Origin of the sequence: Roseateles noduli, assembly GCF_050626985.1 — a bacterium.
Taxonomy (GTDB): domain Bacteria; phylum Pseudomonadota; class Gammaproteobacteria; order Burkholderiales; family Burkholderiaceae_C; genus Roseateles; species Roseateles noduli_A.
The window spans coordinates 3,121,403-3,144,868 of sequence record NZ_CP192463.1 but is presented as its reverse complement, the minus strand read 5'-3'; the positions used below and the strand labels follow the sequence as shown (position 1 = coordinate 3,144,868).

Annotated in this window: 20 protein-coding genes and 1 pseudogene; 19 read left to right on the top strand and 2 right to left on the bottom strand. The window is 69.0% G+C overall.

Annotation, left to right across the window (positions count from 1 at the left end):
* The first annotated feature begins 31 nt into the window (after positions 1 to 31).
* Both zapE and ACQ4L4_RS13740 read left to right on the top strand, forming a co-directional pair.
* Positions 32 to 1,132 carry a cell division protein ZapE gene (zapE, locus tag ACQ4L4_RS13745; protein WP_431104732.1) on the top strand — a complete coding sequence of 367 codons (1,101 nt, stop codon included), beginning with the start codon at positions 32 to 34 and terminating at the stop codon, positions 1,130 to 1,132.
* Positions 1,133 to 1,251: 119 nt separating this feature from the next.
* Positions 1,252 to 1,920 (top strand): hypothetical protein, encoded by a 669-nt coding sequence (locus ACQ4L4_RS13740; RefSeq protein ID WP_431104731.1) that lies wholly within the window; start codon positions 1,252 to 1,254, stop codon positions 1,918 to 1,920.
* A 111-nt stretch (positions 1,921 to 2,031) separates the two neighbouring features.
* On the opposite strand, the gene ACQ4L4_RS13735 is transcribed toward ACQ4L4_RS13740, so the two are convergent.
* Positions 2,032 to 2,799: a PP2C family protein-serine/threonine phosphatase gene (locus ACQ4L4_RS13735; protein ID WP_377152627.1), complete on the bottom strand. Its 768-nt coding sequence runs from the start codon at positions 2,797 to 2,799 to the stop codon at positions 2,032 to 2,034.
* 139 nt (positions 2,800 to 2,938) lie between these two features.
* Between ACQ4L4_RS13735 and ACQ4L4_RS13730 the strand changes: the two genes are divergently transcribed.
* Complete coding sequence (locus ACQ4L4_RS13730) at positions 2,939 to 3,136, top strand: YdcH family protein (protein WP_431104730.1); 198 nt, start codon at positions 2,939 to 2,941, stop codon at positions 3,134 to 3,136.
* Positions 3,137 to 3,200: 64 nt separating this feature from the next.
* Positions 3,201 to 5,255 carry an ATP-dependent DNA helicase gene (locus tag ACQ4L4_RS13725; RefSeq protein ID WP_431104729.1) on the top strand — a complete coding sequence of 685 codons (2,055 nt, stop codon included), beginning with the start codon at positions 3,201 to 3,203 and terminating at the stop codon, positions 5,253 to 5,255.
* 177 nt (positions 5,256 to 5,432) lie between these two features.
* Here the strand turns inward: ACQ4L4_RS13725 and ACQ4L4_RS13720 are convergent, their stop codons facing one another.
* The gene (locus ACQ4L4_RS13720; protein WP_431104938.1) at positions 5,433 to 6,215 is read right to left on the bottom strand and encodes an outer membrane protein assembly factor BamD; all 783 of its coding nucleotides are present in this window, start codon (positions 6,213 to 6,215) and stop codon (positions 5,433 to 5,435) included.
* A 142-nt stretch (positions 6,216 to 6,357) separates the two neighbouring features.
* On the opposite strand from ACQ4L4_RS13720, the gene ACQ4L4_RS13715 reads away from it, so the two are divergent.
* From ACQ4L4_RS13715 to hflK, 15 genes and pseudogenes are all read left to right on the top strand, one after another.
* Positions 6,358 to 7,428, top strand: coding sequence for an RluA family pseudouridine synthase (locus ACQ4L4_RS13715; RefSeq protein ID WP_431104728.1), 1,071 nt, complete (start codon positions 6,358 to 6,360; stop codon positions 7,426 to 7,428).
* Between the two features lie 298 nt (positions 7,429 to 7,726).
* A pseudogene (scpB, locus tag ACQ4L4_RS13710) lies at positions 7,727 to 8,554 on the top strand (SMC-Scp complex subunit ScpB); the annotation flags it as partial.
* Between the two features lie 107 nt (positions 8,555 to 8,661).
* Positions 8,662 to 10,833, top strand: a complete 2,172-nt coding sequence (locus ACQ4L4_RS13705) for a pseudouridine synthase (protein WP_431104727.1) — start codon at positions 8,662 to 8,664, stop codon at positions 10,831 to 10,833.
* A gap of 178 nt (positions 10,834 to 11,011) precedes the next feature.
* Positions 11,012 to 11,437, top strand: coding sequence for a nucleoside-diphosphate kinase (ndk, locus tag ACQ4L4_RS13700; protein WP_377152641.1), 426 nt, complete (start codon positions 11,012 to 11,014; stop codon positions 11,435 to 11,437).
* A 58-nt stretch (positions 11,438 to 11,495) separates the two neighbouring features.
* The gene (gene rlmN, locus ACQ4L4_RS13695; RefSeq protein ID WP_431104726.1) at positions 11,496 to 12,683 is read left to right on the top strand and encodes a 23S rRNA (adenine(2503)-C(2))-methyltransferase RlmN; all 1,188 of its coding nucleotides are present in this window, start codon (positions 11,496 to 11,498) and stop codon (positions 12,681 to 12,683) included.
* Positions 12,680 to 13,501 (top strand): type IV pilus biogenesis/stability protein PilW, encoded by an 822-nt coding sequence (gene pilW, locus ACQ4L4_RS13690; RefSeq protein ID WP_431104725.1) that lies wholly within the window; start codon positions 12,680 to 12,682, stop codon positions 13,499 to 13,501. The genes rlmN and pilW overlap by 4 nt, the downstream gene beginning before the upstream one ends.
* A 10-nt stretch (positions 13,502 to 13,511) precedes the next feature.
* The gene (locus ACQ4L4_RS13685; protein ID WP_431104724.1) at positions 13,512 to 14,594 is read left to right on the top strand and encodes a helix-turn-helix domain-containing protein; all 1,083 of its coding nucleotides are present in this window, start codon (positions 13,512 to 13,514) and stop codon (positions 14,592 to 14,594) included.
* A 59-nt stretch (positions 14,595 to 14,653) separates the two neighbouring features.
* The gene (ispG, locus tag ACQ4L4_RS13680; RefSeq protein WP_431104723.1) at positions 14,654 to 15,982 is read left to right on the top strand and encodes a flavodoxin-dependent (E)-4-hydroxy-3-methylbut-2-enyl-diphosphate synthase; all 1,329 of its coding nucleotides are present in this window, start codon (positions 14,654 to 14,656) and stop codon (positions 15,980 to 15,982) included.
* Complete coding sequence (gene hisS / locus ACQ4L4_RS13675; RefSeq protein ID WP_431104722.1) at positions 15,979 to 17,286, top strand: histidine--tRNA ligase; 1,308 nt, start codon at positions 15,979 to 15,981, stop codon at positions 17,284 to 17,286. The genes ispG and hisS overlap by 4 nt, the downstream gene beginning before the upstream one ends.
* Before the next feature lie 38 nt (positions 17,287 to 17,324).
* Complete coding sequence (locus ACQ4L4_RS13670) at positions 17,325 to 17,999, top strand: YfgM family protein (protein ID WP_431104721.1); 675 nt, start codon at positions 17,325 to 17,327, stop codon at positions 17,997 to 17,999.
* Entirely contained in the window at positions 17,996 to 19,141 is a 1,146-nt protein-coding gene (gene bamB, locus ACQ4L4_RS13665; protein ID WP_431104720.1) for an outer membrane protein assembly factor BamB, read from the top strand. Before ACQ4L4_RS13670 ends, bamB begins: the two co-directional genes overlap by 4 nt.
* A 1-nt stretch (position 19,142) precedes the next feature.
* Positions 19,143 to 20,489: a ribosome biogenesis GTPase Der gene (der, locus tag ACQ4L4_RS13660; RefSeq protein WP_377152656.1), complete on the top strand. Its 1,347-nt coding sequence runs from the start codon at positions 19,143 to 19,145 to the stop codon at positions 20,487 to 20,489.
* A gap of 82 nt (positions 20,490 to 20,571) precedes the next feature.
* Positions 20,572 to 20,814 (top strand): RNA chaperone Hfq, encoded by a 243-nt coding sequence (gene hfq / locus ACQ4L4_RS13655; RefSeq protein ID WP_067275532.1) that lies wholly within the window; start codon positions 20,572 to 20,574, stop codon positions 20,812 to 20,814.
* 6 nt (positions 20,815 to 20,820) lie between these two features.
* On the top strand, positions 20,821 to 22,131 hold the full coding sequence (gene hflX / locus ACQ4L4_RS13650) for a GTPase HflX (protein WP_431104719.1): 1,311 nt from the start codon (positions 20,821 to 20,823) through the stop codon (positions 22,129 to 22,131).
* Positions 22,132 to 22,184: 53 nt separating this feature from the next.
* Positions 22,185 to 23,447 (top strand): FtsH protease activity modulator HflK, encoded by a 1,263-nt coding sequence (gene hflK, locus ACQ4L4_RS13645; protein ID WP_431104718.1) that lies wholly within the window; start codon positions 22,185 to 22,187, stop codon positions 23,445 to 23,447.
* Positions 23,448 to 23,466 lie beyond the last annotated feature (19 nt).

The window sequence follows — 23,466 nt, the reverse complement described above, 5'->3', positions numbered from 1 at the left end:
AACGTCTCGAACGCCGCCGCTTGACCACCGCATGACTACCGTTACCGAGCTCTACCACCAGACCCTCGCCGAACGCGGCTACACCGCCGACGCCGCGCAGCTGCGCGCCGTCGCCTCGCTGCAGCGCTGCCAGGACGAATGGGCCGACTACAAGGCGCGGCGCTCCAACGCGGTGACCAAGTTCCTGGTGCGGCCGCCGCTGCCGCGCGGCGTGTACATGTTCGGCGGCGTCGGTCGCGGCAAGAGCTTCCTGATGGACTGCTTCTTCCAGGCCGTGCCGCTGACGCGCAAGACCCGGCTGCACTTCCACGAATTCATGCGCGAGGTCCATCGCGAGCTGCAGGAACTCAAGGGCATCCAGGACCCGCTGGACGAGCTCGGCAAGCGCATCGCGCGGCGCTTCCGGCTGATCTGCTTCGACGAGTTCCACGTCGCCGACGTCACCGACGCGATGATCCTTTACCGGCTGCTCGACGCGCTGTTCAAGAACCGCGTGTCGATCGTGACGACATCCAACTTCCATCCCGACGGGCTCTACCCGAACGGGCTGCACCGCGACCGCATCCTGCCGGCGATCGAGTTGCTGAAGCAGAACCTGGAAGTCATCAACGTCGACAACGGCACCGATTACCGGCAGCGCTCGCTCGAGCATGTCGAGCTCTATCACACGCCGCTGAACGCGCAGACCGAGGCGGCGCTGACGACGGCCTTCGAATCGCTGGCCGAGGCGCGCGACGAAGATCCGATCCTGCACATCGAGCATCGCGAGATCCGCTCCCGGCGTCGCGCCGGCGGCGTGGTGTGGTTCGACTTCGCGGAACTCTGCGGCGGGCCGCGCTCGCAGAACGACTACCTCGAGCTGGCGACGCAGTTCCACACCATCATCCTGTCCAACGTGCCGGCGATGCCGCCGCGTCTGGCCAGCGAGGCGCGCCGCTTCACGCTGCTCGTGGACGTGCTGTACGACCGGCGCGTGAAGCTGATCATTTCCGCGGCCGTGCCTGCGGAGCAGCTGTACACCGAAGGCCCGCTGGCGCACGAGTTCCCGCGCACCGTGTCGCGGCTGCAGGAGATGCAGTCGAAGGAATACCTGGAGCTCGAGCGTCGCGACGTCGATACCCGGTTGACCTGACCCCTGTTCCTGCGCGTCCACGCCCATCCCCACTCGCGGTTCCCTCCGATTGGGGTGTAGGGAAGTCACCGGCGGGCGTGTCACTGGAACGAGCGTCGCCGGATGCGATGATCACGTCCATGACTTTCCGCCCAGTCCTTGTTCTCCTGCCGATGGCGCTGTCGGGCATGGCCGCCTCGACGGCCGTCTGCGCGGCGGAGATGACCCGCGCCGAGATCGGTGCCGCCCGCGCCCGCGTCGAGCAGACCTACCAGGCGAAGGTCCGCGAGTGCAACCAGCGTTTCGTCGTCACTGGCTGCCTGGAAGACGCCCGCGACGAACGCATCCGCCAGCTGCGTCCGCTGGACCACGCCGAGCACCAGGTCAATGCCGAGGAGCGCCAGCGCCGCAGCGCCGCCGCGCGTGAGCGCGTCCAGCAGAACGAACGCGAGGCGGCCAAGGACGAGGCCCGGCGCAAGACCGAATCGGTGCGGGAAGCGGCTCAGCCGGCATCCGCGCCGACGGTGCCAGGCGCGCGGACGCCGCGCGCCAATCCGGAACTGCATCAACGCCGCGAGGCCAAACTGGATGCCGAGGCGAAGGCCGAGGCAGCCAAGCGCCGCGAGGCCGCCGCCGAGCGCCGTCAGAAGGCGTTGGATCGCCAGCGCAAGGCCGGTGAGCAGCAGCTGCGCTCGGCGGGGAAGGCCGCCTCCGCGGCGTCCGCGCCGGTCGGCAAGAACACGAAGCCGCCCGCGGCCCATCTGCCGACGCCGTCGGCCTCCGACATCCGTGCCTTGCCCAAGCCCTGAAGCGTCGAAGCGTGGAGAGCGCGTCATCCGATCCCCGAGGCGCTCAATGCAAAACGCCGGTCGCGAGACCGGCGTTTTGCATGGGGAGGCGGGGAGGGCGCCCGCCCGGCGTCACTCGAGCGGATCCACCCGCACGATCGCCAGCGACAGGTTGTCGCCCGTGCCCTTGGCCCGCTGGCGCGCCTTGTTGACCAGCAGCTCGGCGCCGTCGCGCGGCGGCAGGCTGTGCATCACCGTGCCGAGCTCGGCCGGCGAGAAGTAGTGCCACAGCCCGTCGCTGCAGCACATCAGCGTGTCGCCGTGCTCCAGGTGCTCGATGTAGGACTCGACCGGCGTCGGCTCCTGCACGGTGCCCAGGCAGGCGGTCAGCAGGTTCGACTGCGGATGGACCAGCGCTTCGTCCTCGGTGATCTGACCTTCGTCGACCAGGCGCTGCACGTAGGACTGGTCCAGCGACCGCGTCACCATGTTGGGGCCGCGGAAGTGGTAGATCCGCGAGTCGCCGGTATGGATCCAAAAGCAGCGCCGGTCCGACGTCAGCAGGTAGGCCGCCAGCGTGCTGTGCGGCTCCTCCTCGGCCGAGATCGCCGTCAGGCGGATCATCAGGTGGGCTTCGGACACGATCTGGCGCAGCAGCTCGGATTCATCCTCCTCCCCGGGGACGAAACGTTCGAACAGTTGCTGGGCGGTGAGGATGACCTGGTCGGCGGCCTTGCGACCGCCGCTCTTGCCGCCCATGCCGTCGGCGACGATGCCGAGCACGCAACCGCTCTGTCTGGGATGGGCGATGACCTGGACCTGATCCTGCTGGTACAGACGATCGCCGCGATGGATGCCGGTGGCGGCGCTGAGGCGATAGCCTGGGGTGTTGCGACTCATCCCAAAACTATAATCGTCCGGCTCGGCTTCCCGGTCGGGTGGTTCCCCGTTTATGGATGAACAACTTCACTCTCCAGCGCGCCGTCTGATTGAACTTCGCATCGCGCATGCGGAGTTGGACGGCCGTATCGACGCATTGATGGGCGCCGTGCGCGCCGACGTCGTCGCGGACATCCGTCCGGTGACGGCCATCGGGGCCATCGCGGCGATCGGTGGCGAACTGGCTCTGCCGCCCGTCGACGAACTGACGCTGCGCCGGTTGAAGAAGCAACGCCTGGCGCTGCGCGACGAGATCGCGCGGCTCGAACGGGCCAGCGATCCCGATGAGCCGGCCTGACCGACACGATCCCGCCATCAACGACTCGACCGACCACTCCTCCGAGGATTCGACCGACGATCTGATGGCTGACGCTCCCTGGGGCGCGGCCGAGACGTCGCCGGCGCTGGCGGCGTCGCGCGCCCGCGCGGCGGCCGAGGAGCTTCGCCCGGGTGAGCTGGAGCAGTCGGTGATCGCCGCATTCGACACGGGCGGCCCGCTGTCACGACATGGCCCCGGCTATGCCCCCCGCGAGCCTCAGCAGCGCATGGCGCTGGCCGTCGCGCAGGCGATCGCCGGGCGCGACACGCTGGTCGTCGAGGCCGGCACCGGCGTCGGCAAGACCTTCGCGTACCTGGTGCCGGCGCTGCTCAGCGGCGGCCGCACGCTGATCAGCACGGCGACGAAGAGCCTGCAGGACCAGCTCTTCATGCGCGACCTGCCGCGCCTGCTGGACACCTTCGCGCTGCCGCTGCGCGCCGCGTTGCTGAAGGGGCGAGGGAGTTACCTCTGCTTGCACCGGCTGCAGCAGGCGCGCCACAGTGCGGAGCTGCCTGATCGACGCGCCGTCGCGCAACTCGCGCGCATCGAGCGATGGGCGATGACGACGCACACCGGCGACTTCGCGGAGATCGACGGCATGGACGAGCGCTCGCCGGTGATCCCGATCGTCAGCTCGACGCGCGACAACTGCCTGGGCACCGACTGCCCGTCCTACCGCGACTGCCACGTCGTGAAGGCACGGCGCGAGGCGATGGAGGCGGATCTGGTCGTCGTGAACCACCACCTGTTCTTCGCCGACCTGGTGCTGCGCGACAGCGGCGTCGCGGAGCTGCTGCCCAGCGTCGAGGTCGCGATCTTCGACGAGGCGCATCAACTCCCCGAAGCCGGTCTGAACTTTCTGGGCCGTCTGCTGGGCAGCGCCCAACTGTTCGACTTCGGACGCGACATGCTCGCGCAAGGCCTGGTGCATGCGCGCGGGCTGCAGGAGTGGCAGGCCATCTCCGGCGGCGTCGAGCGCGCAGCCCGTGCGCTGCGGCTGGCCTGTGCCGGCGGACGCGAACTGCGTGGCGTGCTCAAGCTGCGCTGGAGCGAGTGTTCGGGCCGCGCCGATTTCGAAGAGGCGCTGGTGCAGGTCACGCAGGCGATCGAGCTCAGCGTGGACGCTCTTGCGACGGTAATGGAAGTCGGGCCGGACCTCGTGCGCCTGCACGAGCGCGCGGTTGAGCTCTACAAGACGGCGCAGCTGTTCGCACGGGCGCCGGATCCGGGCGCGGTGCGCTGGGTCGATGTCGGCACGCACCAGGTCCGCCTGATGGAGTCGCCGCTGGACATCCGCGAGGCGATGCAGGAAGCGCTCGCCAGCACGCCCAAGGCCTGGGTATTCACGTCGGCGACGCTGGGCGAAGACGACGCGCTCACCTGGTTCACCGAGCCCGCAGGTCTGGGTCAGGCCCGCACGCTGCGTGTCGGCAGCCCGTTCGACTACGCGTCGCACGCGCGGCTCTACGTGCCCAAGCATTTCCCGAAGCCCTCCGAGCCCGACCATGGCGAATCGGTGGGCTGGCTCGGCGCGCGCCTGGCGGCGCGGCTCGGCGGTCGCACCTTCATCCTGACGACGACGCTGCGTCAGCTGCAGACGGTGGCCGACGTGCTGCGTCAGCGCTTCGAGGAAGGCGGCCATCGCATCGAGGTGCTGGTGCAAGGCACGATGCCGAAGCGCCAGCTGCTGCAGCAGTTCGTCGATCAGCCGGCGTCGGTGCTGGTCGGCTCGGCGAGTTTCTGGGAAGGCATCGACGTGCCCGGCGACGCGCTGCAATGCGTGCTCATCGACAAGCTGCCGTTCCCGCCGCCGAACGATCCGCTGGTGGAGGCCCGCGTCGCGCGCCTGGAGTCCGAGGGCCGCAACCCCTTCATGGAGTACTTCGTCGCTGAGGCCGCAATCGCGCTGAAGCAGGGCGCCGGCCGCCTGATCCGTACCGAGACCGACCGCGGCCTGCTCGTCGTCTGCGATCCGCGCCTGGCCGGCTCGCACTACGGCAAGCGCTTGCGCGAGGCGCTCCCTCCGATGACGCAGGTACCCGACGAGACGACGGCGCAGGCCTGGCTCGCCGAGCTGAAGGCTTCCCACGACGCCTGAACGAAACAGCCCGCTCAAGAGCGGGCTGCATTTTCCGAGGGCGCCGAGATCTGGTTTCGAGCGCGCCGAGATCTGGTGGGCTGAAGCTTGCCAGACTAGGCGCGAGGGGCCGCCGCATAGCAGCGCTATGCAAGGCCCCGAGCAACGACGTATGGCGAGCTTCAGCCCACCAGATCATCACCAGATGACCCACCAGGCCTTGTCCTTGGGTTTGGCCTTGCCAGTCGTCAGGTAATAGCTGTCCGGGAAGCTTGCCTGCAGCACGCGGCGGCTGTCATCGCGCAGCTGTTCCAGGCCGAGCTTGTCATAGCTCTGCACCATCAGGAACAGCGCCTCTTCCAGCGCCGGTGCGTTCTGGAATTCCATCAACGCGGCCTGCCCACGGTTCGCCGCCGCGAGATACGCGCCGCGGTTGTAGTAGTAGCGCGCCACATGCACCTCGTAGGCCGCGAGGCTGTTGGTGATGTAGTCGATGCGGATGCGGCCGTCCTCGGCGTACTTCGACTCGGGGAACTGCTCCACCAGCTGCTTGAACGCCTGCATCGAATCGCGCGCGGCCTGCTGGTCGCGTTCGCTGATGTCCTGGCGGGCGATGCGGCCGAACAGGCCGAGGTCGTCGTTGAAGTTGACCAGGCCCTTCATGTACAGCGCGTAGTCCAGCGCCGGGCTCGACGGGTTGAGCTTGATGAAGCGGTCCAGCACCGTCACGGCCTGCACGCGCTCGCCGCTCTTGTAGTTCGCCCAGGCCAGGTCCAGCTGCGCCTGCTGGCCCAGCGTCGTGCCCGCGGCGCGGCCTTCGATGCGTTCCAGCGTCTTGATCGCCCGGTCGTAGGAGCCGGAGAGCATGTCCTCCTTGGCCTCTGCGTACAATTTCTCCAGGTTGGCCTGGGAATTCGGGTCCTCCTTGGGGGCCGACGAACAGGCCGCCAGCCCCAGCACGGCAGCGGCCGCGGCGGTCATCGCCACGCAGCGCCACGCGGCGCGCCAGGAGCCGGACGCTTCAGAAGAATCCGCGGTCCGGCGGCGCAACACCCGAGTCTCGATCATGGTCCACAGGGCGCGCGCCACGGCGGCCCTCATCTGAAATTGGAGCGGCGATTATATGGTTCAGGTCGGTCACGACCCGGCGGCGCAGGACGGGCTTTACCCTGGTGAGAAACCGGGGGAGGCGCCGGTGCACGCAGCCCTCTCCGAGGGCGTCGACGACGCCCAGGACGTCGGGGTCGACGTCCCCGAACGCCGCAGCGCCGAGGCCGGGCGCGACGAGATCGCGCTGCGCCTCGACAAATGGCTGGTGCAGCTGGCGCCGGAGTTCTCGCGCAGTCACCTGCAGGGCCTGATCGAGCGCGGTTGCGTCACGCTCGATGGACAGCTCGTCACCCACGCGTCGCGCAAGCCCCGCCTCGGGCAGACGCTGGTCGTCGACCTGGTCCCGACCGAAGAGGCGCTGGCCTTCCGCCCGGAACCCCTCGCGCTCGACATCGTCTTCGAGGACGAGCACCTGCTCGCGGTGAACAAGCCGGCCGGGTTGGTCGTCCATCCGGCCGCGGGCAACTGGTCCGGCACGCTGATGAACGGCCTGCTGGCCCATCACGCCAAGGCGGCGACGCTGCCGCGCGCGGGCATCGTGCATCGGCTGGACAAGGACACGTCGGGACTGATGGTCGTCGGCAAGACGCTGCCGGCGGTCACTGCGCTCGTGCGGATGATCGCGGCGCGCGAGGTCCATCGCGAGTACCTGGCCCTGGTCCACGGCCGCACGCCCGACGAGTGGGTCGTCGACGCGCCGATCGGCCGCGATCCGCAGTCGCGCACGCGGATGGCCGTCGTGGGTGGCGGCAAGCCGGCGCGCACCGATTTCTTCAAGCTGGCCGAGGGCGAGTGGCAGGACGCGCGTGGTCTGAACCGGACGGTGTCCGCGCTGCACTGCGTATTGCATTCGGGGCGCACGCACCAGATCCGCGTGCATGCCGCGCACCGCGGACATGCGCTGGTGTCGGATGCCCTCTACGGCGGGGCCGAGGCGCTGGGCGTGCCGCGCCAGGCGCTGCACGCCGCGCGGCTCGGTTTCGCGCATCCGATCACCGGCGAGCCGCTGCGCTTCGAGGCTCCGTTGCCGGCCGATCTGGCCACCGGGTGGCGCGTCTCGGGTTTGCCCGATCCGGTGTTCTGAGAGCGGTGCGCCCGCTCGCGCTACAATGCGTCCCAGTACTTGCGCTGAGACCAACGTGAAGAGCGTGCGCAAGACGGCGGCGGGCTGGCAGTCGACCCCGTTCGCAGCGCAGGCCGCACACCGACGCGGCGCCCCACTGACCGGCCGGATCCACCACTGAGCGGCGGCCGTTGGAGCACAGAGCTCCCAAGCAAGCAGATCGAATCCGTCCGGCGCGGCCCGTTGCCGTCGCCGGCGCCCAAGATGGCGACACACACCGATTTGACCGGCCTCCAGGCCGGCCTGACGAACTGAGTTCATGGATACGCAGGAGGCGAAGCGGGTCCTGGAAACGGCGTTGCTGTGCGCGCAGGCGCCTCTGACGCTGCGTGACATGCGTTCGCTGTTCGCGGACGAGCTCAACGGCGACAGCGTGCGGACGCTGCTCGACGAGTTGCTGCGCGAGTGGGAAGGGCGCGGCGTCGAGCTGGTGGCGCTGTCCTCCGGCTGGCGCTTCCAGAGTCGGCCCGAGATGCGCGAACATCTGGACCGGCTGCACCCGGAGAAGCCGCCGAAGTATTCGCGGGCGGTGCTGGAGACGCTGGCGATCATCGCCTACCGTCAACCGGTGACCCGCGGGGACATCGAGGACATCCGCGGCGTGGTGGTGGCGACGCCCATCATCAAGCAGCTCGAGGACCGCGACTGGATCGAGGTCATCGGGCATCGCGAGGCGCCGGGCCGGCCGGCGCTGTATGCGACGACGAAGCATTTCCTGGACGACCTGGGGCTGCATTCGCTGGAGCAATTGCCGGCCTTGATCCAGGGCGGCGACCCGACGCCGATCGCCGGGGCGCTGCAGGCCTCGCTGCTCGAGGAACCGCCCGGCGACGTGGTCGTCGAGCTCGATCCGCCGGCGCCGGAGATCCAGCCGGGCGAGCCGGTGGCGGCGGTCGAGGCCGCTGAAGCGGTGGTAAGCGCCGACACCGGCGAGCCCGCCGAAACCGTCGACGCGGCAGAAGTTGCCGAGATGGCGGAAGTCGCGGAGACGGCAGAGGCTGCCGAGACCGTCGAGACCGCTGAAACGAACCTGGCGGCGCCCGAATCTTCGGACGCCGCCACTGAAGACGAATCCAAGCCGGCCGCCTCGCGTGATCCGGGTGAAGAACCACAGGCCGGGGCCGTCAACCCCGAGCCCACTTGAGCGCCCCGGGAAGGGGCCGTGTCCACCGCTGACAAGGTGCAAGCCGACACATGAATTCCAACGATATCGACGATTCCAAGCCCGAGACGCTGACGGCCGGTCCGGCCGACACCCCGTCCGACGCGCCCGCGAAACCCAAGCGCACCCGCAAGGTCGCCGCGGCCCCGGTAGAGGCGACCGACGCGGGCGCCGCGCCCGTGGCCGAGGAGACTCCGAAGCCTCGAGCGCGCCGCAAGACGGCCGCCGCGGCGGAAGTGCCTGCCGAGGCCCCGGTCGAGGTCCAGGCCGAAACGCCCGCGGCCGAAGACGCGCAGGCGTCCAAGCCCAAGCGCCGCACCACGAAGAAGACCGCCGAGGCGGACGCCGCGCCGGCGCAGGCCGACCGCGCCGTGATCCACGTGCCGGTGGCGACCGTCGAGGCTTCGCCCGCGCCGGTGTCGCCGGTGGCCGGGGCGGTTGTCGAGCTGGTGTCGCAGGAGTCTCCTGAGTCGCGAGAAGCGGGTCCGGTGGCGAGTGAAGGCGCCGACGGCGACGCAGGCAGCGACGGCGAAGGCCGTGGCCGCAATCGTCGCCGCCGCGGCCGTGACCGTGATCGCGAACCGCGTGAAGGTCAGCCGGTCCAGGCGCAGGGTGAGGCTTCCGATGCCGGCGAAGGCGCCGGGTCCGCGCCGACGCAGGTCGACAGCGCCCAGCTCCAGGCCGAGGCGCAGGCGCGCTTCGACGCGCTGGTGTCCGGTGCCTTCGATGCCGACGCCGAGGACGACGGCGCCGAGCCCGCCGAGATCGCCGATGTCGAGGCGTCGTCCGACGACGGCGAGTCCGATGCCGCCGACCAGCCCGCCAAGCGCGTGCTCGCTCCCGATGTCGACGCGCCCAAGCTGCAGAAGGTGCTGGCGCAGGCCGGCGTCGGCTCGCGCCGCGACATCGAGGACATGATCGCCAAGGGCCAGATCACGGTGAACGGCGAAGTCGCCCACGTCGGTCAGCGCATCTCCTACGGCGACCGCGTCGCCGTGGCCGGCAAGCCGATCAAGGTCCGCATCGCGCCGGTCGCGCCGCGGATCCTGGCGTACCACAAGCCGGTCGGCGAGGTCGTGACCTTCAACGACCCCGAAGGCCGTCCCACCGTCTTCCGCAGCCTGCCGCGCCTGCCGCAGGGCAAGTGGCAGTCGGTCGGTCGCCTCGACCTGAACACCGAAGGCCTGCTGCTGTTCACCAACTCCGGTGAGCTTGCCAACCAGCTGATGCATCCGCGCTTCGGCGTCGAGCGCGAGTACGCGGTCCGCGTGCTGGGCTCGCTGAGCAAGGAACAGAAGGAGAAGCTGCTGACCGGCGTCGACGTCGACGGGCAGCAGGCCAGCTTCAAGAGCATCGAGGACGGCGGCGGCGAAGGCGTGAACCGCTGGTACCGCGTCGTCATCACCGAAGGCCGCAACCGCGAAGTCCGCAAGCTGTTCGAGACCGTCGGCCTGGCCGTCAGCCGCCTGATCCGCATCCGCTACGGCACCGTCGTGCTGCCGCGCGGCCTGCGTCGTGGCGTCTACATCGAGCTTGGCGACGCCGACGTGCGGATCATCCGGCAACTGGCCGGGAACGAGCCGCGCCCGCCGCGCAGCAACGATCGCAACGACCGGGGCGACAAGCGCCGCCGCGGCAACAGCGGCGGTCCGCGTCCGAGCCGTCCGGAGCAGGGTCGCAACGAGCAGCGCGGTGAGTTCCGTGGCGATCGCAACGAGCAGCGGGCAGACCGTGGCGATCAGCGCGGCGACCGCAACGATCAGCGCGGCGACCGTCAGGAACGTCCGCAGCGCAACGATCGGAACGAGCAGCGTCCCCCGCAGAATCAGGCGCAACGCCCGCAGCAGCAACAGCAGCAGCAGGAGCGCGAACGCGATCGCCGCCCCCGCGACGAGGACGATGACGACTTCATCCCGAAGCACATCAACCCGCTGGAGCAGACCTTCGACCGGCGCTTCGCGACCGGCAGCAAGCGCATCCCGCAGGGCTTCGGCAAGGGCGGCAGCGATTCCGGCCACAACCCCCATCAGGGCAACAAGCGGGGCCCGGGCGGCGAGCACCAGCCGGATCCGATGAAGACCTCGATGGGCTACATCGGTGCCGACGCCTTCATCAATCGCGGCAACAACCGGGGCGGTGGTCGCCGCGGCGGCGGCGGCGGCGGTGGTGGGGGTGGTGGCGGCGGAGGCCGCGGCCGCCGCTGATCAGGTTTGAACGCCCGGCGTCCGCCATCCGGCGGGGCAGGGCGGCAGGGGCCGGGTTCCATCCCGGCTTTTTGCCTTCCGGCGACACCCGGCTGAAAACGGGATGTCACTTGGGGGCTTGACTTCACGCATTACAATGCCGGGCTTTGCCAAGCCCAAGATTTTCAAGGAAAAAGACATGGCCATCGAACGCACCCTCTCCATCATCAAGCCCGATGCCGTGGCCAAGAACGTCATCGGCCAGATCTACACCCGCTTCGAAGGTGCCGGCCTGAAGGTCATCGCCTCCAAGCAGAAGCAGCTGTCGCGCGCCGAAGCCGAAGCGTTCTACGCCGTGCACAAGGCCCGCCCGTTCTTCAACGACCTGGTGACCTTCATGATCTCCGGCCCGGTGCAGATCCAGGTGCTGGAAGGCGAAGGCGCCATCCTGAAGAACCGCGACCTGATGGGCGCGACCGACCCGAAGAAGGCCGAGAAGGGCACCATCCGCGCCGACTTCGCCGACAGCATCGACGCGAACGCCGTGCACGGCTCGGACGCCGCCGAGACCGCGGCCGTCGAGATCGCGTTCTTCTTCTCCGGTCTGGAAATCAACGGCCGCTGAGCCGTCAACGCCTCTGGACCCCGGGCCAGCAGGCCCTAGCGAAAGAGGAGTACACACGATGGACGCGGTCAACCTGCTCGGATTCGATCTGCAAGGCCTGGCCGCGTACTGCGAGCAGCTGGGGGAGAAGCGCTTTCGCGCGACCCAGCTGTTCCGCTGGATCCATCAGAAGGGCGCGTCGGACTTCGCCCAGATGTCCGACCTGGCCAAGTCGCTGCGCGACAAGCTGGCCGGGCGCGCCCACATCACCGCACTGCCGGTGATCTCCGAACATGTCTCGGCCGACGGCACCATCAAGTGGTTGTTCGACGTCGGCCAGGGCAACGCCGTCGAGGCGGTCTACATCCCCGAGGACGACCGGGCCACGCTGTGCATCTCCAGCCAGGCCGGCTGCGCCGTGGGTTGCCGCTTCTGCTCGACCGGCCATCAAGGCTTCAGCCGCAACCTCGAGACCTGGGAGATCGTCGCCCAGCTCTGGTATGCCGAGCACTCGCTGCGGCAGCGCCTGGGCAAGGACGAACGCATCATCTCCAACGTCGTGATGATGGGCATGGGCGAGCCGCTGCAGAACTACGGCGCGCTGATCCCCGCGCTGAAGATGATGCTGGACGACCATGGCTACGGCCTGTCGCGGCGCCGCGTCACGGTGTCGACCTCGGGCGTGGTCCCGATGATCGACCGCCTGCGCGACGATGCGCCGGTGGCGTTGGCCGTGTCGCTGCACGCACCCAACGACCCGCTGCGCGACCAGCTGGTGCCGCTCAATCGCAAGTACCCGATCGCGGAACTGCTGGCGAGCTGCAACGCCTACCTGGACAAGGCGCCCCGCGACTTCATCACCTTCGAGTACTGCATGCTGCAGGAGGTGAACGATGCGCCGGAGCAGGCCCGCGAGCTGATCGCGCTGCTCAAGGGCAAGGTGCCCTGCAAGATCAACCTGATCCCGTTCAATCCGTTCCCCGCGTCGGGCCTGAAGCGCAGCACCAACGAGCGCGTCAAGGCCTTCGCCGATCTGCTGATCCAGGCCGGCATCGTGACGACCGTGCGCAAGACGCGCGGCGACGACATCGACGCCGCCTGCGGCCAACTGGCCGGCGAAGTGCAGGACCGGACCCGGGTTCATCTGCGCATGGTGCGCGCGCCCGTGGTGGTACAGCGCGGCGCGACATCCGGCGGCACTTCGGGCGCGGCGCCCGCGGCCGCCGCGCCTTCGACTCCCGTCACTCCCACAGGCCCACGTCCATGACCCTTTCGTCGCCCGGCTCCCTCCTTCCGCGTCGTTCCGCCCGGACCCTGTCCGTCGTGCTGCTGATCGCCGCGGCCCTGGCCGGGTGCGCGGGCGGTGCGCAGCAGCAACAGCAGCCGCGCACGGAGAGCGACAAGACCGACAACGACCGCCGGGCGCAGGTGCGGCTGGAGCTCGCCAGCGGCTACTTCGCCCGCGGCCAGTACGAGACGGCGCTGGACGAGGTCAAGCTCGCGATGGCCGCCAAGCCGGATCTGCCCGAGGCGATCAACCTGCGCAACCTGATCTACGCCGCGATGGGCGAGTACGGTCTGGCCGAGGACGGCTTCAAGCAGTTGATCGCCCGCGACCGCAACAACGCCGACTCGCTGCACAACTACGGCTGGTTCCTGTGTCAGCGCCAGCGCTATGCCGAGGCCTACCAGCAGTTCGACGCGGCCCTGGCCCTGCCGGCCTACCGCACGCCGTCGCGCACGCTGCTGGCGTGGGGCGCCTGCGAGGCGCGCGAAGGCCGTCTGGTGCCGGCGCAGGCCCACCTGACCAGGGCCTTCGAGGCCGAGCCCGGCAATCCGACGATCGCAATGAACCTGGGCGAAGTGCTGTACCGCCAGGGGGAATACGAACGCGCGCGCTTCTACGCGCGGCGCGTCAACAGCAACGTGGAACAGGCGAACGCCGCCAGCCTCTGGCTGGAGCTGCGCATCGAACGCCGCCTGGGCAACACGTCCAACATGGACGATCTCGGCCAGCAGATGCGGCGCAAGTATCCGCAGTCGGCCGAGACGCAAGCATTGAACAACGGTCGATTCGATGAATGAGGGACATCGCATGACTCCGACGGCCGCCGACGAGGCGACGAACGGGGAAGCGCCTGGCGCTTCCGCCCCGGCATCCACGCACGCACCCGCCCCCGCCTTGGCGCCGGTCACCGCGGGCGAGGCCCTGCGCCGCGCGCGCGAAGCTCGCGGCTTGCACATCGCCGCGCTGGCCGCGACGCTGAAGGTGCCGCAATCGAAGCTGGAGGCGCTGGAGGCCGATCGCTACAAGGATCTGCCCGATGCAACCTTCGCGCGGGCGCTGGCGCGCTCGATGTGCCGCGTGCTGAAAGTCGAGGCCGAACCGGTGCTGAAGATGCTGCCGAGCGGCGGCGGCGAGGCCTCGCTCGACCGCGTGACACCGGGCCTGAACCAGCCGTTCCGCGAGCGCTCGGTGAGCCAGGAGCCCGCGCTGTCGACGGAACTGCTCAAGCGCCCGGCCGTGCTGGGGATCGGCGTGCTGTTGATCGCCGCCGTGGCCGTCTATGCCATCCCGTCGAGCTGGATCGATCAGGTCACGCAGCGCCTGCGGCCGGCCGACTCCGCCGCCACGGCGCCGGGACCGGACAACGTCGCCGGCACGCCGCCGGCCGTGACGGAAGCGCCGTCGACCAACGTGGAGGCGCCCGTGGTGAGCGCCTCCGAGACCACGCCCGGGGGCCAGGTGGCAGCCGGAACGTCGACGCCGCCGTCGCAAGGCGCCACCGCGACGACGACGGCACCGACACCGGTCACCACCGCACCGGCGACCATGGCACCTGCGCCGAATGTCGCCGCCCAGGCCACGCCCTCGGCCCCGACCGCTACCGCATCCGCGACTGCCGGCTCACCGGTCCAGGCCGGCGCCCCCGCGCCCGGCACCTCGCCGCTGAAGGTCCGTGCCAGCGCGGAGTCCTGGGTCGAGGTCGTCGACGCCAAGGGCCAGGTGTTGTTGTCCAGACTGTTGCGTCCGGGCGATCTCGTCGACGTCAATGGCGTCGCGCCGCTGAAGCTGCGCGTGGGCAATGTGTCCGGCACGGAACTGGTGTTCCGCGGCCAGACGGTGGACCTCGCCGCCCGGTCGCGCGACAACGTCGCCCGTCTCGAACTGAACTGAACCCACCCGAGCCAACGGGCGCCGCACCAGCCGTACCCCTTTCGCAAGAGCGCCGCAAGATGGACAAGCCAGCCACTCCCGATTTCGTCGAAGCCAACGCTGAAGCCAACGCCGAAGCCCACGATCTGTCCGACCTGATCGCCGCCGCCGCGCCCTCCGCGCGCCGCTCGCGCCAGGCGCAGGTGCGCTGGGGCAACCGCGTGGTGACCATCGGCGGCGACGCGCCGGTGCGCGTGCAGTCGATGACCAACACCGACACCGTCGACGTCATCGAGACGGCGATCCAGGTCAAGGAGCTGGCGCAGGCCGGCTCGGAGCTGGTCCGCATCACCGTCAACAACGCCGAGGCCGCCGACGCCGTCCCGCACATCCGCGAGCAGCTCGATCGCATGGGCATCGACGTCCCGCTGGTCGGCGACTTCCACTACAACGGCCACCGGCTGCTGACCGAGCATCCGGCCATGGCGCGGGCGCTGTCGAAGTACCGGATCAATCCGGGCAACGTCGGCAAGGGCGACAAGAAGGACCGCCAGTTCGCCCAGATGATCGAGGCCGCGATGCAGTACGACAAGGTCGTGCGCATCGGCGTCAACTGGGGCAGCCTGGACCAGGAACTGCTCGCCCAGATGATGGACGAGAACGCGAAGCGCGCCGCCCCCTGGGACGGCAAGCAGGTCATGTACCAGGCGCTGATCCAGTCGGCGCTGTCGTCGGCGTCGTATGCCCGCGAACTGGGCATGAACCCCGACAACATCATCATCAGCTGCAAGGTCAGCGGCGTGCAGGACCTGATCTCGGTCTACCGCGCGCTGAGCAGGCGCTGCGACTACGCGCTGCACCTGGGCCTGACCGAGGCCGGCATGGGCACCAAGGGCACGGTGGCCTCGGCCGCGGCGCTGTCGGTGCTGCTGCAGGAAGGCATCGGCGACACGATCCGCGTCTCGCTGACGCCGCAACCCGGCGAATCGCGCACGCAGGAAGTGGTCGTCGCGCTGGAGATCCTGCAGTCGCTGGGCCTGCGCGCGTTCAACCCGAGCGTGACCGCCTGTCCCGGCTGCGGCCGCACGACCAGCACCACCTTCCAGGAACTGGCCAAGCAGATCGACGACTTCCTGCGCGCGCAGATGCCGGTCTGGCGCGAGAAGTACCCCGGCGTCGAGACCATGAAGGTCGCGGTGATGGGCTGCATCGTCAACGGCCCGGGCGAGAGCAAGCATGCCGACATCGGCATCAGCCTGCCGGGCAACGGCGAGGCGCCGGCAGCGCCCGTCTTCATCGACGGCGAGAAGGCGCTGACCCTGCGCGGCGACAACATCGCCGGCGAGTTCCACGCCCTGGTCGAGACCTACATTGAAAAGCGCTTCGGCGCGCCTACCACCACCGCATGAGCAAGAACATCCAGGCCGTCAAGGGGATGAACGACATCCTCCCGGCCAGCGTCGACCGCAAGGACAAGCTGCCGAGCAGCCAGCTGTGGAGCTGGTTCGAGACCACGCTGCGCGGCGTGCTGCAGCGCTACGGCTACCAGTACATGCTGACCCCGATCGTCGAGCCGACCGCGCTGTTCGTGCGCGGCCTGGGCGAGGTGACCGACATCGTCGAGAAGGAGATGTACTCCTTCACCGACAGCATGAACGGCGACCAGCTGACGCTGCGTCCGGAAGCCACCGCCGGCATCGTCCGCGCGATGGTCGAGCACAACGCGCTGTACAACGGCCCGCTGCGTCTGTGGACGCTGGGTCCGATGTTCCGCCATGAGCGCCCGCAGAAGGGCCGCTACCGCCAGTTCAACCAGCTGGACGTCGAGGCGCTGGGCTTCGCCGGCCCGGACGTGGACGCCGAGATCATCCTGATGGTCCGCCGCCTGTGGCAGGAGCTGGGTCTGGTCGTCGGCGAGCACGTGCGGCTGGAGCTCAACTCGCTGGGCCAGCCGGAGGAGCGCGCCGCGCACCGCGCCGCGCTGATCGCCCACTTCGAGGCGCACGCCGACAAGCTCGATGAAGACGGCAAGCGCCGCCTGCACACCAATCCGCTGCGCATCCTCGACACGAAGAATCCGGCCATGCAGCCCGTGGTCGAAGCCGCGCCCAAGCTGATGGACTTCCTCGGCGAGGAGACGCTGGCGCACTTCAACGCCGTGCGCGCGATCCTCGACGCCGCCGGCCTGGAGTACCGCATCAACACGCGCCTGGTGCGCGGCATGGACTACTACAACCTGACCGTCTTCGAATGGGTGACCGACCAGCTCGGTTCCCAGGGCACGGTCTGCGGCGGCGGTCGCTACGACGGCCTGTTCGAGCAGCTCGGCGGCAAGCCGACGCCGGCGGTGGGCTTCGGCCTGGGCATCGAGCGTCTGCTGCTGCTGATCGACGAGCTCGGCCTGCCGGTGCCGTCGTCGGCCCCGGACGTCTACGCCATCCTGCCGGACGCGGCCGTGCTGCCGCAGGCCATCCCCGTGCTGGAGGCGCTGCGCGCCGAAGGCGTCGCGGTGCAGATGCACGCCGGCGGCGGCTCGTTCAAGTCGCAGTTCAAGAAGGCCGACGCCTCGGGCGCGCGCTTTGCGCTGGTGTTCGGTCCCGACGAACTCGCCCGCGGCGAAGTCGCCGTCAAGCCGCTGCGCGGCGACGGCGAACAGGTGACACGCCCGCTTAACACGGTCGCTGCATGGGCGGCCGACCTGCGCACCGCATAATCGCGACCTCGAATTTCAACCCGGACCCTCACTCGCACATGGCGTCTCATCTCGATCTCGAAGAACAGGAACAGCTGGAGCAGCTCAAGGCGTTCTGGAAGCGCTGGGGCAATCCGATCACCTGGCTGTTGACGCTGGCGCTGGTGGCTTACGCCGGCTGGACCGGCTGGAACTACTGGCAGCGCACGGAAGCCGCAAAGGCCGCCGCGATGTTCGGTGAGCTGCAGCGTGCGACGCAGGCCGCCGACCTGGGCAAGAGCGTCGCCGTCTTCGGCAACCTGAAGCAGGATTACGCCGGCACCGGTTACGCCGCGCAGGCCGCGCTGCTGACCGCCAAGCTGCAGCTGGACAAGGAAAAGGCCGACGACGCGCGCGCCACCTTGACCTGGGCCGCCGCCAACGCCAAGGGCGATGCCTACCGCGATCTGGCGCGCCTGCGCCTGGCCGCGCTGCAGATGGACGCCAAGCAGTTCGACGAAGCCGGCAAGACGCTGGACGCCGTCAAGAGCGCGGACTTCGCAGCCCTGGTGGCCGATCGCCGCGGCGACCTGGCGCTGCTGCAGAACAAGCCGGACGTCGCCAAGACCGAGTTCAAGAAGGCCTATGACGGACTGGACAAGCAGCTCGACTATCGCCGCCTGCTCGAAGTGAAGCTGGCCAGCCTGGGCGTGGCCGTCGGCGGGGACGAGCCCGCCGCGGGAGCCCCTCAATGAGCGCCGGCCTGACCCTCGGTCGGTTGGCCCGCGCGCTGCTGCTGGGCGGGGTCGCGGCGACGCTGGGCGCCTGCTCGCTGTTCAGCAGCTCCACCGCGCCCAAGCCGGCGGCGCTGGAGAACATCACGCCGTCGCTCCAGGCCCGCGTGGCCTGGGAAGCGCGCGTGGACAGCGTCAAGTTCCCGCTGACGATCACGGCGGTCAACGACCGCTTCGTCGTCGGCGGCTCCGACGGCGTCATCAGCGCGATCTCCGCGAACGACGGCACCACGCTGTGGCGCGCCGACATCGGCAAGGGCCTGACGGCAGGCGTCGGCAGCGATGGCCGCTTCGCCGCGGCCGTGACGCGCGACAACGAACTGGTCGTGACCGAGGGCGACAAGATCCTGTGGCGCAAGACGATGACGACCCCGGTCGTGACGTCGCCGTTCGTCGCCGGCGAGCGCGTGTTCGTGCTGACGCTGGACCGCGCGGTGCTGGCCTTCGACGCCGTCGACGGCCGCCGCCTGTGGGAACTGCGCCGTCCGGGCGAGCCGCTCACGCTGCAGCAGGCCGGCGTGCTCGGTGCCTACCAGAACACGCTGCTGGTGGGGCAGGGCTCGCGCCTGGCGGGCATCGACCCCACCCGCGGCCTGCTGATGTGGGAAGCGACCATCGCCAACCCGCGCGGCACCAACGAAGTCGAACGCCTGGCCGACCTGGTCGGTCCGCTGGCCCGGGACAACGACGTCTTCTGCGCCCGTGCGTTCCAGTCGGCGGTCGCCTGCGTCAACGGTGAACGCGGCAACACGGTCTGGACCCGCAACAACGCCGGCCTGCGCGGCGTGGGCGCCGACGCGACGATCGTCGTCGGCGGCGACGCCTCCGACCGCCTGACGGCCTGGGGCACCCGCACCGGCGACGTCGTCTGGACCGCCGACCAGTTCCAGAACCGCAAGCTCAGCGCGCCGCTGGTGACCGACAAGTCGGTCATCGTCGGCGACAGCGAGGGCTACGTGCATTTCCTGTCCAAGGACAAGGGTCTGACCGTGCAGCGCCTGCAGACCGACAGCTCCGGCATCGCCGCGGCGCCGGTGCAGCTCGGCGGCACGGTGCTGATCGCCACCCGCAGCGGACGCCTGTTCGCGCTGCGCCAAGACTGATATGAAACCTGTGATCGCCCTGGTGGGCCGCCCCAACGTGGGCAAGTCCACGCTGTTCAACCGGATGACGAAGAGCCGCGACGCCATCGTCGCGGACTTCGCCGGCCTCACGCGCGACCGCCATTACGGCGACGGTCGTCTGGGCGATCGCGAGTTCATCGTCATCGACACCGGCGGCTTCGAGCCCGACAGCACCACCGGCATCGTCAAGGAGATGGCCAAGCAGACCCGCCAGGCCGTGGCCGAGGCGGATGCCGTCATCTTCGTGCTGGACGTCCGCACAGGCCTGGCCGGCCAGGACCTGGACATCGGTCGTTATCTGCGCCAGTGCAACAAGCGCGTCTTCATTGCCGTCAACAAGGCCGAAGGCATGAGCGACAGCCCGCTGCTGGCCGAGTTCCATGAGCTCGGCATGGGCGAGCCGCATCCGGTCTCGGCCGCGCACGGGCAGGGCATCCGCTCGCTGCTCGAGGCGGTGCTGGACAGCTTCGAGGCGCCGGTCGAGGACGAGGAACCTGCAGAGGGTGCCGGTCCTGACGACGAACGGGCGATCCGCCTCGCGGTCGCCGGCCGTCCCAACGTCGGCAAGAGCACGCTGATCAATACCTGGCTCGGCGAGGAACGCCTGGTCGCCTTCGACATGCCCGGCACGACGCGCGACGCCATCAGCGTCGACTTCGAGCACAACGGCCAGAAGTTCAAGCTGATCGACACCGCCGGCCTGCGCCGCAAGGGCAAGGTCTTCGAGGCGATCGAGAAGTTCTCGGTCGTCAAGACGCTGCAGGCGATTGCCGACGCCAACGTGGTGCTGCTGCTGATCGACGCGACGCAGGGCGTCACCGACCAGGATGCGCACATCGCCGGCTACGCGCTGGACAGCGGCCGGGCGGTCGTCATCGCGATCAACAAGTGGGACGCGATCGACAGTTACCAGCGCGAGACCATCGAGCGCCAGATCCAGACGCGCCTGGGCTTCCTGCGCTTCGCGCCGATCCTGAAGATCTCCGCGCTGAAGCGGCAGGGCCTGGGCCCGCTGTGGAAGGCGCTGGCGGACGCCTATTCGTCCGCCTACCGCAAGATGACGACGCCGGTGCTGACGCGCCTGATCCAGGAAGCGGTGCAGCATCAGCAGCCGCAGCGCTCGGGCATCTCGCGTCCGAAGCTGCGCTACGCCCACCAGGGCGGGATGAATCCGCCGATCGTCGTCATCCACGGCAATGCGCTCGAAGGCGTCAGCGACGTCTACAAGCGTTATCTGGAAGGGCGCATCCGCGACCACTACAAGCTGGTGGGCACGCCGATGAAGATCGAGTTGCGTTCCTCGAAAAACCCGTTCGCCGAAACCTGAGGACGGGCCGGCCCGGGGAAACCCGGTGCTGTGATAAGGTGCGAGGTTCCAACACCTCTCCCTCTCTAACACGGAGCATATCGTGAGTAACAAAGGACAACTCTTGCAAGATCCCTTCCTGAACCTGCTGCGCAAGGAGCATGTTCCTGTGAGCATCTACCTCGTGAACGGCATCAAGCTGCAGGGCCACATCGAGTCCTTTGACCAGTACGTGGTGCTGCTGCGCAATACGGTCACGCAGATGGTCTACAAGCACGCCATCTCGACGGTGGTGCCGGGCCGTGCGGTGAACTTCCACACCGGCGAGAGCAACGACGCCAGCTGAAGCTGATTGACCACACAAGACCCCACCCATTCGACGCCGCCCCCCGAGGCGGCGCGTGCCATTCTGGTGGGGGTCGATCTGGGCCGCGGCGAGGCCTTCGACCCCACCCTCGACGAACTTGCGCTTTTGGCAGAGTCCGCCGGTGACACCCCGGTCGCGCGGGTCGTCGCGCGGCGCAAGGCGCCCGACGCGGCGCTGTTCATCGGTTCCGGCAAGGCCGACGAGATCAAGCTGATGGTGCAGGCGCTCGGCGCCCACACCGTGCTGTTCGACCAGGCCATCTCCCCCGCGCAGCAACGCAACCTGGAACGCCACCTCGGCGTGCCCGTGGCCGACCGCACCGCGCTGATCCTGGAGATCTTCGCGGCCCGCGCGCAGAGCTTCGAGGGCAAGCTGCAGGTGGAACTCGCGCGGCTGCAGTACCTCGCCACGCGCCTGGTGCGTCGCTGGAGCCATCTGGAACGTCAGAGCGGCGGCATCGGCATGCGCGGCGGCCCCGGCGAGCGCCAGATCGAGCTGGACCGCCGGATGATCGACGACCGCATCAAGTCGATCAAGGAACGGCTCAAGAAGGTCCAGAAGCAGCGCGCCACGCAGCGTCGCGCCCGTGCGCGCAACGGCGTGTTCCGTGTTTCGCTGGTGGGCTACACCAACGCCGGCAAGAGCACGCTGTTCAATGCGCTGACCAAGGCGCGGGCCTATGCGGCCAACCAGCTCTTCGCCACGCTCGACACGACGACCCGCTCGCTGTACCTCGAGGAGGCCGGCACCAGCGTCTCGTTGTCCGACACCGTCGGCTTCATCCGCGATCTGCCGCACAAGCTGGTCGAGGCGTTCAAGGCCACGCTGCAGGAGGCGGCCGACGCCGACCTGCTGCTGCATGTCGTGGATGCCGCCAGCCCGGTGCTGACCGAGCAGATGGAGGAGGTGGAGCGGGTGCTCGCCGAGATCGGCGCGCAGCACATCCCGCAGATCCTCGTCTACAACAAGCTCGATCTGCTGGAGGACAACCAGCGTCCGCGCCAGCTGCAGGACTGGCTGACGCGCGTCGGCGGCGAGCACGGCGGACAGCGTCTGCCGCGGATCTTCGTCAGCGCGGCCAAGGGCGAAGGCCTGGACGAGCTGCGCACGATGATCGCGTCGCTGATGCAGGCCGCCCCGGTGCCCGAGTACAGCGGCATGACGGATGCCGACGACGGAGCCGAAGAGGCTGGAGAGGCGGATGGGAGCGATGCCGACGATGTCGACTTGAACCCTCAGGACCCGCCCCAAAATCAGTCGGACCCGCAGGATCATCCGCAGGGACGCACAGGCTGAGGCCGTTCGCCGATGCCCGATACTTGCAACAAGACTTCCTCATCAGGATGCGTATGAATCAAGACGATCGCATGTCCGTCGCCGGTGGTGGACGTGACCCGCGGGGTGGAGCCGGCAGCCTGCGCCGCCGGCTGGGGCTCTGGATGAGCAATGGCCGCAACGAAGGCCCGCCTGACCTGGACGAGCTGTGGCGCGACTTCAACCGCAAGCTCTCGCGCCTGTTCGGCGGCCGCGGCGGCAATGACGGCAATGGCTCCTCGGGCGGCGGCAATCCCCAGCCCGACATGCGCGGCGCGGGTATCGGCGCCGGCCTGGTGGTCGGCGTGGTGCTGCTCGGCTGGCTGGCCAGCGGCCTGTTCATCGTGCAGGAAGGTCAGCAGGGCGTGGTCACCTCGTTCGGCAAGTACAGCCGCACGGTGGATGCCGGCATCCAGTACCGCTTCCCGTATCCGTTCCAGGCGCACGAGGTCGTCTCGGTCACGCAGCTTCGGTCGGTCGAGATCGGTCGCAACACGGTCGGTCAGGCGACCGGCCTGCGCGATTCGTCGATGCTGACGCAGGACGAGAACATCATCGACGTGCGCTTCACCGTGCAGTACCGGCTGAAGGATTCGCGCGACTACCTGTTCGAGAACGTCAACACCGACGAAGCCGTCACGCTGGCGTCGGAGTCGGCGGTGCGCGAGATCGTCGGTCGCAACGAGGCGAATGCCGTGCTCTACGAGAAGCGCGACCAGATCGCCACGGAGCTGCAGACATCGATCCAGCAGCAGCTGGACCGGCTGAAGACGGGGATCCAGATCTCCGCCGTCAACCTGAACAGCGTGCAACCGCCGGAGCAGGTGCAGGCCTCCTTCGAGGATGCCTTCCGCGCCAACGCCGATCGCGAACGCCTGAAGAACGAGGGCGAGGCCTACGCCAACGACGTGATCCCGCGCGCCCAGGGCCAGGCGGCCCGCCTGCGCGAGGACGCCGAGGCCTACCGTGCCCGGGTCGTCTCGTACGCCGAGGGTGATGCGCAGCGCTTCAAGTCCGTGCTGGCCGAGTACCAGAAGGCGCCGGCCGTGACGCGCGACCGCCTCTACATCGACGCCATGCAGCAGGTCTACTCGCGGGTCACCAAGGTGATGGTGGACAAGAGCGGTTCCAACCTGCTGTACCTGCCGCTAGACAAGCTGATCCAGCAGCAGACGGGGACCGTCACGACCAGCGTGCCGACGGTCGCGCCGGCCGATGCGTCGACGGCCAGTCCCGCGCTGAGCACCGACCCGCGCTCGCGCGACAGCATGCGCAGCCGCGAACGCGACGGCCGTTGATCGACAGGAGCCCACAACA